The following is a 13,840-nucleotide window of genomic DNA, read 5'->3' on the forward strand; positions in this document are numbered from 1 at the left end:
AGGATGTGCATGACGGGGCGGCCATAAGGTCGCCCCGTTTTTTGTGCCCCGTGCCTGCCGGCAACGTCGCAGCCGGGCCCCGGGCGGGCCGACAGGGCGTCTTGTGACCCTGCCTGCACCCCGTCAAACAAGGCCCTGCGGGCAGACGTCAAGGGGCCGAAATGTCCCCTTTTTCCTATGGATTTCAGCGCTCGATGTGATAAAACGTAACTCGCTGGTGATCGAGCCCGAAGGCAGATTCATGTCGTCAAACGGGGACAAATGGTGCTCAACCGACCTCGACGACCCTATTGGCGCCATGCCATGCCCGGGCTATTCAGCATCAGTTCATTCAGCCATACCCTTTACTGTACTGTGGAGATTCACTGCTCAACCTGCCAGCGCCTTCGAAGCTGTAATGGAGAAAAAAATTGAGTCAGACACCCGGAAACAACGACAACGACAGGGATCAGACCAGCGAGGGCATCCCCGCCCCCAGCGGCAAGGCCAATCTGATTGATACGGACTACGTCATCGGTCAGGACAACATCCAGACCAATCGATTCGGTTTCAATGTCGACCTGCACGGCAAGGTCTTTACGATCTCCTCACTGGTCATTTTGCTGTTCGTGATTATCACGCTTGCACTGCCTGGGCAGATGGGGCCTGTTTTCAACGGCGCAAAAAGTTTTCTGACCGACCATCTCAGCTGGCTGTTTCTGCTGGCTGCCAATATTTTTGTCATCCTCGCGGTGGCGCTTATCTTTACCCCGCTAAGCCGGGTCCGCATCGGCGGCATGCACGCCAAGCCGGATTTCAGCTACGCCGGCTGGTTCGCCATGCTGTTCGCCGCCGGCATGGGCATCGGACTGATGTTCTATGGCGTCTCGGAGCCGATCACCCATTACGGCACGTCCATTACCGGTGACTCCTGGGCACCGCTGGGTGGCGCCGCAGGCAATCAGGATCAGGCACAGTCTCTTGCGATGGCCGCCACGATCTTCCACTGGGGCCTGCACCCCTGGGGTATTTACGCCATCGTGGCGCTGTCGCTGGCGCTTTTTTCCTATAACAAGGGCCTGCCGCTGACCATGCGCTCGATCTTCTACCCGATTCTGGGTGAGCGCATCTGGGGCTGGCCGGGCCATATCATCGATATTCTGGCGGTGTTTGCGACGCTGTTTGGTCTGGCAACCTCGCTGGGGCTGGGCGCTTCCCAGGCCTCTGCCGGTCTGAACTACCTGTTCGGCACGCCCAATACCGATGTCACCATGGTCATCCTGATCATCGGCATCAGTCTGGTGGCACTGGCCTCGGTCATGCTGGGGGTCGACAAGGGCGTACAGCGACTGTCGCAGATCAACATGGTACTGGCCTTCGTGCTGCTGCTGTTTGTCATCATTGTCGGACCGACGATGCTTATCGCCACCGGCTTTGTGGAAAACATGGGGTCGTATCTCAAGAACCTGCCGGCGCTGTCGATGCCCTTCGGGCGTGACGACACTGACTTTGTGCACGGCTGGACAGCCTTTTACTGGGCATGGTGGATCTCCTGGTCCCCGTTTGTGGGCATGTTCATCGCGCGCGTCAGTCGCGGGCGTACCGTACGAGAGTTTTTGATCGCCGTACTGCTCGTGCCGACCGTGGTCTCCGTGCTCTGGATGACCGCCTTTGGTGATACCGCCATCAGCCAGCTGACCAATGGGTTTGAAGGTGTCAAGGACGCAGCGCTTGAGCTTCAGCTGTTTACCATGCTGGGCCAGCTGCCGCTGACATCGATCACCTCCTTTATCGGCATCGTGCTGGTCATGGTGTTCTTTATCACTTCCTCGGACTCCGGTTCGCTGGTTATCGACTCCATTACGGCCGGCGGCAAGGTCGATGCGCCCAAGCCGCAGCGCATGTTCTGGGCCCTGATCGAAGGCGCCATCGCCATTGCGCTGCTGCTCGGCGGCGGCCTGACGGCGCTGCAGGCGGCGGTCATTGCTACCGGCCTGCCCTTCACCATCGTGCTGCTGGCGGCCTGTTACGCCATCATCCAGGGGCTGCGCTCGGAGCCGCGCTACTGACAGGTAAAACCACCCGCGCATGACGCGCATAAAAAAAGGCGGCCTGCGGGCCGCCTTTTTCATGGGCAGAACATTTATTCCCAGAGCGCGCCGACAGGCGTATCCGGCTCGTAGTGCCGGGCGATCTGCGCCTGCAAAAGCTCGGCCGTGGCCAGGGCATCGATCAGGGCATGGTGGGCCTGATAGGGCGGCAGATTGTAGCGTTCCCGGCTGGGATGCAGGCGCAGTGACACCGGACGTCGACCAAGCAGGCGCTGAAACCAGGACAGCCGGCGGTGCTGGAAGGCCTCGATCGCCATGGTGTCGATCAGCGGAAACAGCAGCGACTCCTTGAGGTAGTGTCGGGCGGCCGCATCAAGAAACTCGCGCTCGATCCGGGTGTAGTGCACCACCACCATCCGACCGGCGAGCTGCTCGAGCACCTCGCCGATAACCTCGTCAAAGCCCGGCGCATCAGCCAGATCGCTATGGGTAAGACGGTGATACACCACCGAACGACTGCTGAGCGAGCGCTGCGGCGACACAACCCAGTAACGGCTCTGGGCCACCGGAATACGCCCCAGCGTAAAGGGCTGCACGCCGATACTGACGATGCTGTCACGCGCCGGGTCAAGACCGGTGGTCTCGATATCCAGCGCCACCATCGGCACCTCGCTGATCGGCGTCTGCGGATCCAGCGTGCCGGCGCCAAAATAGTGGGCCAGCCGATCATCACGCGCGGCGTTTTGCCGATCTGCCAGATAGGCGGGCCATTCGGACACCAGCCGTCCGCGCCGATGCCACTGCCAGCGTCGGTAGTGCTTTTGCAGTCGCTGCGGCCAGTCACGCATCAGCGTCCCCTTCCCCGACTCGAGGTGGAGGGCAGCGGATAGCGGAATTTCAGGAATTTCTGCGCATGGCTGAGCACTTCAAAGGCATCCTTGAGGTTATGACGCTCATGGCTTTCAACGTTGTCCGGCCTCAGCCGGTTATCCGGCGCCTCGTTGCTTTCAATCGCCAGCGCCTGATGGCGAATGCGCACCATCGAAATGAACTCGAAGGCGTAGCGCAGCCGGTCGTTGACCCCTTCAGGCAGCAGCCGCGTTTCGGCAATGTCTTTCAGGCGATCGATGGTGTTGTTGGAACTGGAGCCACAGGCCAGCGCGTGCACGCGCACCAGATCGACCAGCGGCGCCGTGCCGCGGCGTTTGAGATCAATGGCATCCTTGTGCTGGCCGTCCTTTTCCAGAATGAAGGTCCGGAAAAGCCCCAGCGGCGGTGTGCGATTGAGCGCGTTGCGTGACATCGCTGCCAGAAAGAAAGGATGCTGAGGTGCCAGTTTGCTGATCAGGGTCTGCAGACTCTCGAGCATGTTGAGCTCGCCATGGACATAGCCTAGATCGAAGAAAATCGAGCTGTGGAGCAGTGCCTCCGGGTCCGGATTTTCGATCCAGTCGCGGAAGTAGCCCTGCCAGACCGACAGCGGCTGGCGCCAGCGCTGGTTGGTGGCCATCACGTCGCCCTTGCACAGGGGGTAGCTGCAGGCCGCCAGCCCGTCGCTGACAAAGCGGGCCAGCGACTGGAAATACTCGTCATGCGTTTCGGGCACGAAGCTGTCATCCAGGATCATGGCGTGGTCCTGGTCGGCAAAGACCGTCTGCTCATCGCGCGCGCACGACCCCAGCACCATGAAGCAATAAGGAATCGGCGGTGGCCCCAGCTCCGCCTCGCCCAGCTCCAGAAGCTTGCGAATGAAGCTTCGACAGATCGTGGCCATGGTCCGACCGATCATCTGGGCATCGGCGCCTTCATCCACCAGCCGTGCAAAGGCCAGCGGCACGTCACCGCTCAGGCGCACCAGCCCGGCAAGCCCCGCCTGGTTGAAGATCGAGCTGACCAGATAGAGGCTGCTGCGGGTCTCGTAGCGCATCACATCACTGAGCTCGAGCACGCCGATCGGTCGACGCCGATACAAAACGGGCAGGTGCTGGATGTTGTGATTGAGCATGGTCATGGTGGCATCATAAATCGAGGCGTCCGATGGCGCCGTGATCAGGCTGGTGGACATCACCTCGCCCACCGGCGTCTCGCCGCTGAGGTTTTCCGCCAGCGCCCGCACGCAGCAGTCGCGGTCGGTCAAAAGCCCGGCCAGACGACGCACCTTGCCCTCCTGAGTGGTGAAGTGACGCGGCCCGTTGGCCTCCTCGCCCTCGTCACTGAGCACCAGCACGGAGGTCACGTTGTCCTCGCGCATGCGTCGGGCCACCTCACCCACCGGGGTATTGATATCCACCATGGTGGGCTTGCGCCGGATCAGACGCCGCACCCGGGTGCTGCTCATCTGGTTGTCGCTGCGCTGCTGATCGATCGTGGCCTTGAGCCGGTCGCCGCCGGTTTCGACAAAGTCGGCAAAGTCGTCGTTTTCCGCGCGCAGCGAATCGAAAAGCTCCGCGGGCACGAAATAGATCAGCGTGTCCTCGATGGCGCGCACCGGAAAGCGCACCCGGCGGTTACGCATAAGATCCGAATAGCCAAAGATGTCGCCTTCCACCAGCCGGTCGAAGAGCTGACCACTGCGTCTTGAGACCTCGACGGCACCGCTGCGCACGTAGCACAGCTCGTTGACCTCCTGATCCAGCGCCAGAATGTCGGTACCGGCCTGGAAGTAGCTGATCTCGACCCGGGTGGCGATCTGGTCCAGCAACTCGTCACCGAGGTATTCAAAGGGCGCGAACTGCGCCATGTGCTGGCGAATTTCCAGCTGCTCGATATCCATGTCCCTGCTGCTCCCTGTCATGCGTTGCCCCATGTCGCCATGGCGACCGGCGGCCCTTGATGTCACTGCCCCGTGAAGCGTTTGTGCCGCCCTGTCAGACGGCGACGTCTTCGCACCCCGGACTTCTCTTTGGTCGAATCAAGACTAAAGTGCTCTGCTCTTTTGCCCTGCTTCCGGGCAAGTATTAGTGGCCATGCACATAAAAACGGTAATCCACCGGGATAACAAGGATGAGCCATGAGTAGACCGACGCACAACGATACCCAGTGGCGCGACATTCAGCGCAATGCCAGCTTCCAGGAACTGGTGCAAAAACGCTCCCGTTTTGCCATGACGCTCTCCATTATCATGCTGAGCCTCTACATGGCCTTTATCCTGTTGATCGCCTTTGCGCCCGGCGTGCTGGGCACGCCGCTTGCCCGCGGCATGACCACGACCTGGGGCATTTTGATCGGCCTGGGTCTGATCGTGGTGGCCATCGTACTGACCGGCCTCTATGTGCGTCGTGCCAATGGCGAGTTCGATCGCCTCAATGCCCGGGTGCTTGAGGAGATCGGTCAATGATTGTCGTGTCTTTCAAGCTCGCGCTGGTGACAGCGCTCGGTCTTTTGATCGCGACCCCTGCCGTGGCCGATGCCCTGACCGGCCCCGTGACGCAGCAGGGCCTTAATGTGCCGGCGATCATCATGTTCCTGATCTTTGTGGGCATCACGCTTTATATCACCTGGTGGGCGTCAAAGAAGAGTCAGTCGGCATCGGACTACTACGCCGCCGGTGGCAATATTACCGGTTTCCAGAACGGTCTGGCGATTTCGGGCGACTTCATGTCGGCGGCCTCCTTTCTGGGCATTTCGGCGCTGGTGTTCACCTCGGGCTATGACGGTCTGATCTACTCGATGGGCTTTCTGGTCGGCTGGCCAATGATCATGTTTCTGATCGCCGAGCGCCTGCGCAATCTGGGGCGCTACACCTTTGCCGACGTGGCCTCGTTTCGCCTGAGCAAGCGTCCGGTACGCATCCTTTCCGCCTTTGGGTCGCTGGCCGTGGTGGCGCTCTATCTGATTGCCCAGATGGTGGGCGCCGGCAAACTGATTCAGCTGCTGTTTGGTCTTAACTACCACATTGCCGTGGTGGTGGTCGGGGCGCTGATGGTCTGTTACGTGCTCTTTGGCGGCATGCTGGCCACCACCTGGGTACAGATGATCAAGGCCGCCATCCTGCTCTTTGGTGCCAGCTTCATGGCGCTGATGGTGCTGATGCACGTGAATTTCAGTCTCGAGGGGCTGTTCAACGAGGCGGTGGCCGTACATGCCAACGGGGCCTCGATCATGAGTCCGGGCGGGCTGGTCAAGGACCCCATTTCGGCGATCTCGCTGGGGCTGGCCCTGATGTTTGGCACCGCGGGGCTGCCTCACATCCTGATGCGCTTTTTCACCGTGAGTAACGCCAAGGAGGCGCGCAAGAGCGTGTTCGTGGCGACCGGCTTCATCGGCTATTTCTACATTCTGACCTTTATCATCGGCTTTGGCGCCATCATTCTGGTGAGTACCAACCCGGCCTTTCAGGACAGTACCGGGGCGATCATCGGCGGCACCAACATGGTGGCGGTACACCTGGCCAACGCCGTGGGTGGCAGCATTTTCCTGGGCTTTATCTCGGCGGTGGCCTTTGCCACCATCCTGGCGGTCGTTGCGGGTCTGGCACTGGCCGGGGCCTCAGCCATCTCGCATGACCTGTACGCCGGCGTCATCATGAAAGACAACGCCGATGAGAAAAAGGAAGTGCGCATCTCCAAGATCTCCGTACTGGTGCTGGGGGTGGTCGCCATCGTGCTGGGGATCGCCTTCGAGAGTCAGAACGTGGCCTTCATGGTGGGTCTGGCCTTCTCGATCGCGGCGAGCTGCAACTTCCCGGTGCTGCTGCTTTCCATGTACTGGCGCCGGCTGACCACGCGCGGTGCGGTCATCGGCGGCGGTCTGGGACTGATCACGGCCATCGTGCTGATGATTCTGGGCCCGACCATCTGGGTGCAGGTGCTGGGCCACGACAGCCCCATCTACCCCTATGACTACCCGGCGCTGTTCTCGATGGCGGTCGCCTTTATCGGTATCTGGCTGTTCTCGGTCACCGACAACTCCGCCTCCGCCGCCCGCGAACGCGATCTGTTCGATGCCCAGTTCGTCCGCTCCCAGACCGGCATCGGTGCCTCCGGCAGCGTCGCCCACTAATCACTTTACCGCCTCTCTCCTTCGCCCTGCCTCGAGCAGGGCTTTTTTTTGGCCGTGCCAGGCCAGTGTCTGCGCCCGTCATCTCTCGAGCCGTCTAAAGTTTACCGAAGACGGGCCGCTATCCATATAACACAATGTTACAAACCCCGGGAGTTGCCAGCAGATCATGGCGTCACGTCATCAACGTTACTGGCAGCTGACAGGGCTGGCCGGGCTTTTGATCCTCGGTGCGCCAGCCGTATCGGCCGACACAGGACGCCCCGGGCTCACGCAGGGCGACTGGCTCATTCGAGCGGGGGTCGCACGCATTACGACGCTTGATATGAAAGCGAGCGTTCCCGGCATTGGCGGCGACGTCGAAACACCCGATGTTGTCTCGCCGACGCTGGATCTCAGCTATTTCCTGACCGACCGCTGGGCCCTTCAGCTCACGGGCGGCGTTTCCTCTACCCCCTATCGGCTCGTGGACTCGGCCCTGGGTGATTTCGACATCGCAACGATCAAGACGGCCGCCCTGGCGCTGATGGTGCAGTATCGCTTTCGTCCGGGCGCCTCGCTCAGCCCCTACGTCGGCGCAGGCATGCTCTGGTCCCGAACCCTGGAGGTCAAACCGGCCGATAACATTCCCGACTTTCAGGTCGAGTCGATCAGAAGCCCCCTTCTGGGCGCCGGGCTTGATTACCACCTTGGCGGGCACTGGTTCGCCAACGCCGCCGTGCAATACATCCGGGTGCCGGCCTATCATTTCGACAGTGAAGGGTTCAGTGCAGAAGTTGATACGAGCACGCTCATCACGGGTCTGGCTCTGGGGTATCGACTCTAGCCCGCCCCACGCCGCCGCATCCGAGCGAGGTAGTGCCAGACCATGCCCTTCAATCCCGAGACCCTGTATCTGGCCAGTGGCGTCAGCCGATGCACCTTTCTGGTGATCTTTCTGGCCACGGTGTTCAGCCAGCCCGACGAGCGCTGCCTGCGGCACTGGCTTGTGGCGCTGGCCGCCTCGGCGGCGGGGTCGCTTTGCATGGCCCTGAGCCCGAGCTACCCGATCGCCCCGCTGCCTCTATGGCTTGTGACCACCACACTCTTTTTCGCCAGTCTGACGTTGTCATGGAGCGGCCTCAGAATCTTTTATCAGCGCCGCGTCAACGCAGGCGCTCTGGTACTGATCAGCGTGACCCCCGCCGTATTGCTGTCGGCTCTGTCATGGCTGAACGCGCCGGAGGCGATGAAGCTGTCCACGGTATTTTTCATGACCTCGGCCATGACGGCGCTGGCCGTGGCCGAAATTTTCAGGCCGCCCCGAAAGCGGATTCTGTCGCAGTACGTGGTGGCGCTGGCCTTTGGCGTCTACTTCCTTGCCCTGTTTATTCCCCTTGTCATGCTGATCACGGGGGCGATGAGTGTGGAGATGATGGTCAGCGGTCAGGCCGCCATCATGGCCGACCAGGTCCTTTGCATTCTGATCTATTTCGGCTTTATCGCCATGACCGGCGAGCGCTCCAGCATTGAATTAAAACGCCTGTCGGAAACCGACCAATTGACGGGCCTGGCCAACCGACGCGCCGTGCAGGACATTTTGAAACAGCAAAACGCCCACTGGGGCGGGCCGATCTCAAGCGTAATCATTATCGACCTGGACCATTTCAAGTCGGTCAACGACCGTTTGGGTCATGACGCCGGAGACAGCGTCCTGAAGGATTTCTCCCGGCATCTGAGGGCCATCACGCGCCAACAGGACATGCCCGTGCGCTGGGGCGGCGAGGAGTTTCTGCTGTTGCTGCCCGACACCCGCCTCGAGGAGGCCGCCGTCATGGCCGAACGCCTGCGCCATCGCGTGGCAACAACGCCCTTTTTGTCGGGACAGCACACGCTCAACGTCACCATCAGCCTTGGCGTGGCGGAAAGGGCATCGGCCGATAAGAATGATTTCGCCTCGATGCTTCAAAACGCCGATGAGGCGCTTTACAGAGCCAAGCATGAAGGGCGTAACCGGGTCTGTCGGTACGACGCGGCTCTGGGTACGCCCCTGTCAAACGAGGCCTGATCACTCGGTATTGCTGAATTCGACAACGGACCCTGTGCAACGGGCACACCTTTTGCATGGAAAGGGGGCATGCCCATTTGCCAGGAGCCCCGACCATGAAAACGATGACCACTCACGAAAGCGCTGCTGCCCGGGCACCGGCGTCGCTCGGTATCATGGAGCGCCTGCGCGCGCTGGGGCCGGGCGCCATGGTGGCCGCCTGCATTCTCGGCCCTGGCTCGATCACCACGCTGTCGGTGGCCGGCGCCGAGTATGGCTTTGCGCTGCTATGGGCGGTCATGGCCGCCTCCGTGGTCGCCTTTTGCTTTCAGCGACCGGTGATTCGCTTTACCCTGGCCACCGGCATGTCGGCCATGGAAGGCATTCGCCAGCGCATGGGCCGAAAATGGGCCATCACACTCTACGTTGCACTACTTTTGGGCGCCGTGGCCTTTCAGGCCGGCAACTTCACCGGCGCCGCCCTGGCACTCAACTATCTTTTGCCCTCGATCCCGATTCTGGCCTGGGTGGGCATACTGGCCCTGTCGGCACTGCTGATGTGCTGGGTCGGCATCTATCGCCTGCTGGAAAACGTCAATCGCGTCATCATCGCCCTGATCGTGCTGTCGTTTGTGCTGACGCTGGCACTGGCCGGCCCGAACCCGAATGAGGTCGCCGCCACCGGCTTCTCCTTTCGGGTCCCCGAGGGCAACTACTGGCTGATTCTCGCCCTGATCGCCACCACGCTGCCGCCCAATACCGTGATGGGGCTGTCGGCGTTCATCAAGCGCAAGTATGAAGGCGACACCACCACCCCCATGGACAAGCGTCTGGCCCTGTCCCGCTTTGATCACACCACCAATGTGATCATCACCGGTGTGGTCATGGTCGCCATTTTGCTGTGTTCGGCGGCGGCCATTCACCCGCTGGGCACCGGGGTCTCGGGCGCGGCCGACATGGCCGGTCAGCTCACCCCGGTGCTGGGCCAGTATGCCGGCGTTTTGTTCTCGCTCGGCCTGTGGGCGGCCGGCTTCTCGTCGGGACTTTTCAACATTGCCGTGCAGCCGCCGCTGCTGGGCGAGGCGACCGGTCGTAACGAAAGTGCCCGCAGCCCGCGCAATCGAGGGGTCATGCTGCTGGCCGCGCTGGCGCCGGTGGTCATCGTGGCGCTTTATGGCAGCACGCCCATCGAGCTGATCCTGACGGCGCAGGCGATCAACGGGCTGCTGCTGCCGGCGATCGTGGGCTCGATCTGGGTGCTGTGCAATCAGCAAACGCTGCTGGGCACGCTTGCCAACACGTTCAAACAGAACCTGGTCTACGGGCTGGTCATGCTGATTGTCTGTCTGCTGGCGCTGCGGGTATTTCTGGGTATGCTGGGCGTGATCTGATCATCTCCCGGAGAGAGTTACCATGCGCTATCGGCTTCATATCGCCAACAAGAACTACTCGTCATGGTCGATGCGCCCCTGGGTGCTGATGCGCGCCCTCGGGATCGACTTCGAGGAGGTGTTAACGCCGTTTGAATATGGCGCACGCCAGCCGGCCTTTGACGCCTTCTCGCCGACCGGCAAGGTGCCCTGCCTGGTCGATGGCGCATTGACGGTGTGGGATTCGCTGGCGATCTGCGAGTATCTGGCCGAAACCACGCCGGCCGTCTGGCCGCAGGATCCCATGGCGCGCGCCTTTGCCCGCTGCGCAGCCGCCGAGATGCACTCGGGCTTTGGTGCGCTGCGCGATGAGTGTTCGATGAACTGCGGTCTAACCATCGAGGTCGGCACACCGAGCGAGGCGCTCACGCGCGATCTTGAGCGCCTCGACTCGCTCTGGTGTTCGGGGCTTGAGCGTTTTGGCGGACCCTGGCTGGCAGGTGACGCTTTCACCGCGGTGGATGCCTTTTATGCCCCGGTGGCGGTGCGCCTCAAAAACTATCAGCTCCCCCTGGGTGAGGGCGCCATGGCTTACGTCGAGCGGCTGCTCGCTCACCCGGCCGTGGCCGAATGGGTCGAGGCCGGCACGCAGGAGCTCTGGCGAGAAGCCTTTCACGAAGAAGACTGTATTCGCGGACGGCGCGTCATCGAAGACCGTCGCCCGCCGATCAAGGCCTGAGCCTGAACCTGATAAGGCCTAGCGCAGCGTTTCGCCGTTTTGGCGCAGCATCCGGTTGCGCCAGGCGTTCACATGCCCCACAAACTCGTGGCCGCGGTGGACGTGGGCAAGGGTAATGGGGTCGGTATCGGTAAAGCGGTTATCGACGTTGACCGGGTAGGCTTTCGTCGCCCAGCGCACAAAGCCCGTGCCGTAGCTGGCCTGTCGCACGTCGCGCCAGTTGGTGCCGACGATGCCGCGCCGCCACGGCAGAATGCCGCGATAGCACCAGACCCCGTCCTGATCGGTATAAAGCCGCACGCGGCGAATATAAAAAAGCCGATAGATCGACAGCCCCAGCGCGCAGAGCGCAAACGCGATGCCGGCGTAGAAAAGAATCTGCGCGGTGATGGGCGCCATCGTGATCCAGCGCGGCGAGAGCATCAGCGCAACGCTGATGGCGATGCCCACCACGCCCTTGAGCGCGGCATCCAGATAGGCCACCCAGGAGAGCCGATGCTCGCGAAAGGCATAAAGCGCCTCACTATCGGCGCCCCTGTCGGGCAGGTCATTTTGCATGTTGTCTCCTCATCCCCTCTCAAACCCTGACGCGTCATCGCCCTCGTGACGAAAGCGACGGCAGTAGCCTGTCTCATACAGCGCGCTGTCGCGAAAATCGCTGTTGGCCAGCGCCGGGCCGACCAGAACCAGCGCGCTGCGCTCGATCGGGTCCAGTGCCAGGCGCTCGACGATATCGCGCAACCTGCCCTGAACCACTCGCTCTTCCGGCCAGCTGGCGCGATACACCACCGCCACCGGGCATGTGTCGCCGTAAAAAGGGGTCAGGCGCATGACGATCTCGTCCAGACGATGAATCGCCAGATGGATGGCCAGCGTCGCGCCGGTCTCGGCAAAGGTTTCCAGCTGCTCGCGCTCGGGCATTTTCGAGGCGCGCCCGGAAAGGCGAGTCAGCACCACGCTCTGCGCAATTTCCGGCACCGTCAGCTCGCGCTCGATCAGGGCCGCGGCCGCCGAAAAGGCCGGCACGCCGGGGGTGAGGGTGTAGTCGATGCCGTGGTGTTTCAGGCGCCTGAGCTGCTCGGCCAGCGCGCTATAAACCGAGAGATCCCCCGAATGTAGCCGGGCCACCTCCTCACCGCTCTGGTGGGCGCGCACGTATTCCGCCTCGATCGCGTCGAGATCCAGCGGCGCCGTGTTCACCAGACGCGCCCCGGGCGGACAGTGCTCCAGCAGCTCGGTGGCCACCGTCGAGCCGGCATAAAGACACACCGGGCAGCGCGTCAGCAGGCGCTGGCCGCGCAAGGTGATCAGATCGGCCGCCCCGGGGCCGGCGCCGATGAAGTGGACCGTCATGACACCCCCTGAAAGTCCAGCGGTTTGGTCCAGACCCACTGGGTGATGGTGCGCGCCGGTGTCCAGCCGATCATGCCGCCCAGCGGCGCGGTCTGCTCAAGGCTCAGGCGCATCATCTCGCCGCCCAGCAGGCGATGGCACTCGCCGAGTGCCAGCTCGCTTTCCAGCGTCACGGCGTTGGCCACCAGCCGGCCGCCGGGGGCGAGGGCGTCAAAGCAGCGCGCCATCAGCGCCATGTTGCTCACCCCGCCCCCCACGAAGATGGCCTGCGGCGTGGCCAGCCCCGACAGCGCCTCGGGCGCCTCGCCCGGAGTAATCTCGAGACGCGGCACGCCCAGCGTTTCGGCGTTGCGGCGAATGCGCTGACAGCGCGTTTCGTCGCGCTCGATCGCCACCGCCTCCAGCGAGTCATCCAGCAGCAGCCATTCGATACCAATTGACCCGGAACCGGCACCGATATCCCACAGCCGCTCCCCCGGGCGCGGTGACAAACGCGCCAGCGTCATGGCGCGAATATCGCGCCGGGTGATCTGGCCGTCGTGTTCAAAGAGCACATCGCTGCGCCCGGGGGCCAGACCGGCCACGGCGCCCTCGCCGTGCTGCACGATCTCGAGCGCCACCACGTTGAGCGCATCGAATTCGCGCGCCTCGCGCGCCAGCGACTGCGCCGTGAAACGCTCGATGCGCTCACGCGGCCCGCCCATCGCCTCCAGCACAGTCATGCGGCTCTCGCCCATGTTGCGCTCGTTGAGCATGCCGGCCATCAGACCCGGTGCGTCCCCATCGCTGGTCAGCGCCACGATGCGCACGCCGTGGTGCAGGTGACCGTTAAGGCGGCTCATGGCCCGTCCGTGCAGCGACAAAAGGCGGCTTTTCTGCAACGGCCAGCCAAGGCGGGCGCAGGCCAGCGAAAAGGCCGACGGCGCCGGGAAGACCTCCATTTCATTGGCCGGCACATATTCCGAAAGCGTCGAGCCGATGCCGTAGTGAAAGGGATCACCCGAGGCCAGCACACACACCCGCTGGCCGCGCAGCGCCAGCAGCTGATCGATACCCTCGCTGAGCGGCGAGGGCCAGGCGATCGGCGTGCCCTGAATCAGCGTGGCGGTCAGCGCCAGATGCCGCGAGCCGCCAAAGACCACCGAGGCCTGACTGATCGCCTCACGCGCCTTGTCACACAGCTCCTCGGCGCCGGACTCCTGGATACCCACGATGGCAAGCCAGGGCGCACGGCCATCAATCTTTTCGGTCGACGGCGCGTCAATGGGGGCATCACTGGGGCTCATGCATCTCTCTCCTGTTATATTGCGCCACCCGTCAAGAC

General features: G+C 62.5%; 12 protein-coding genes. 7 read left to right on the forward strand and 5 right to left on the reverse strand.

Annotated elements, in window-relative coordinates; genetic code table 11:
• Positions 1-410 precede the first annotated feature (410 nt).
• Entirely contained in the window at positions 411-2,048 is a 1,638-nt protein-coding gene (locus tag ACXMYO_RS10960; protein ID WP_438764631.1) for a BCCT family transporter, read from the forward strand.
• A 74-nt stretch (positions 2,049-2,122) separates the two neighbouring features.
• Here ACXMYO_RS10960 and ACXMYO_RS10965 read toward each other — a convergent pair whose 3' ends face one another.
• Together ACXMYO_RS10965 and ACXMYO_RS10970 are read right to left on the reverse strand one after the other, a co-directional pair.
• The gene (locus ACXMYO_RS10965) at positions 2,123-2,878 is read right to left on the reverse strand and encodes a 3'-5' exonuclease (protein WP_438764632.1); all 756 of its coding nucleotides are present in this window, start codon (positions 2,876-2,878) and stop codon (positions 2,123-2,125) included.
• Positions 2,878-4,803 (reverse strand): putative nucleotidyltransferase substrate binding domain-containing protein, encoded by a 1,926-nt coding sequence (locus ACXMYO_RS10970; RefSeq protein ID WP_457808735.1) that lies wholly within the window; start codon positions 4,801-4,803, stop codon positions 2,878-2,880. The genes ACXMYO_RS10965 and ACXMYO_RS10970 overlap by 1 nt, the downstream gene beginning before the upstream one ends.
• A 237-nt stretch (positions 4,804-5,040) precedes the next feature.
• Here ACXMYO_RS10970 and ACXMYO_RS10975 point away from each other — a divergent pair, with 237 nt between their 5' ends.
• The 6 genes from ACXMYO_RS10975 to ACXMYO_RS11000 all read left to right on the forward strand — a co-directional run bounded on the left by ACXMYO_RS10975 (position 5,041) and on the right by ACXMYO_RS11000 (position 11,163).
• The gene (locus tag ACXMYO_RS10975) at positions 5,041-5,367 is read left to right on the forward strand and encodes a DUF485 domain-containing protein (RefSeq protein ID WP_457808736.1); all 327 of its coding nucleotides are present in this window, start codon (positions 5,041-5,043) and stop codon (positions 5,365-5,367) included.
• A complete protein-coding gene (locus ACXMYO_RS10980; protein ID WP_457808737.1) occupies positions 5,364-7,031 on the forward strand; it encodes a cation acetate symporter in 1,668 nt (555 codons plus the stop codon). Before ACXMYO_RS10975 ends, ACXMYO_RS10980 begins: the two co-directional genes overlap by 4 nt.
• 166 nt (positions 7,032-7,197) lie before the next feature.
• Entirely contained in the window at positions 7,198-7,854 is a 657-nt protein-coding gene (locus ACXMYO_RS10985) for an OmpW/AlkL family protein (protein ID WP_457808738.1), read from the forward strand.
• A gap of 42 nt (positions 7,855-7,896) precedes the next feature.
• Positions 7,897-9,075, forward strand: a complete 1,179-nt coding sequence (locus ACXMYO_RS10990) for a GGDEF domain-containing protein (protein WP_457808739.1) — start codon at positions 7,897-7,899, stop codon at positions 9,073-9,075.
• Between the two features lie 95 nt (positions 9,076-9,170).
• Positions 9,171-10,445 (forward strand): Nramp family divalent metal transporter, encoded by a 1,275-nt coding sequence (locus tag ACXMYO_RS10995; protein ID WP_438764641.1) that lies wholly within the window; start codon positions 9,171-9,173, stop codon positions 10,443-10,445.
• Between the two features lie 22 nt (positions 10,446-10,467).
• Entirely contained in the window at positions 10,468-11,163 is a 696-nt protein-coding gene (locus ACXMYO_RS11000; RefSeq protein WP_457808740.1) for a glutathione S-transferase family protein, read from the forward strand.
• An 18-nt stretch (positions 11,164-11,181) separates the two neighbouring features.
• Here the strand turns inward: ACXMYO_RS11000 and ACXMYO_RS11005 are convergent, their stop codons facing one another.
• From ACXMYO_RS11005 to cbiE, 3 genes are read right to left on the reverse strand one after another with little or no spacing between them, the layout of a single operon-like run.
• Complete coding sequence (locus ACXMYO_RS11005) at positions 11,182-11,721, reverse strand: hypothetical protein (RefSeq protein WP_457808741.1); 540 nt, start codon at positions 11,719-11,721, stop codon at positions 11,182-11,184.
• Between the two features lie 9 nt (positions 11,722-11,730).
• A complete protein-coding gene (cobM, locus tag ACXMYO_RS11010; protein WP_457808742.1) occupies positions 11,731-12,516 on the reverse strand; it encodes a precorrin-4 C(11)-methyltransferase in 786 nt (261 codons plus the stop codon).
• Positions 12,513-13,802: a precorrin-6y C5,15-methyltransferase (decarboxylating) subunit CbiE gene (gene cbiE, locus ACXMYO_RS11015; RefSeq protein WP_457808743.1), complete on the reverse strand. Its 1,290-nt coding sequence runs from the start codon at positions 13,800-13,802 to the stop codon at positions 12,513-12,515. Before cbiE ends, cobM begins: the two co-directional genes overlap by 4 nt.
• Positions 13,803-13,840: the final 38 nt, after the last annotated feature.

Source organism: Kushneria sp. EE4 (genome assembly GCF_977968315.1).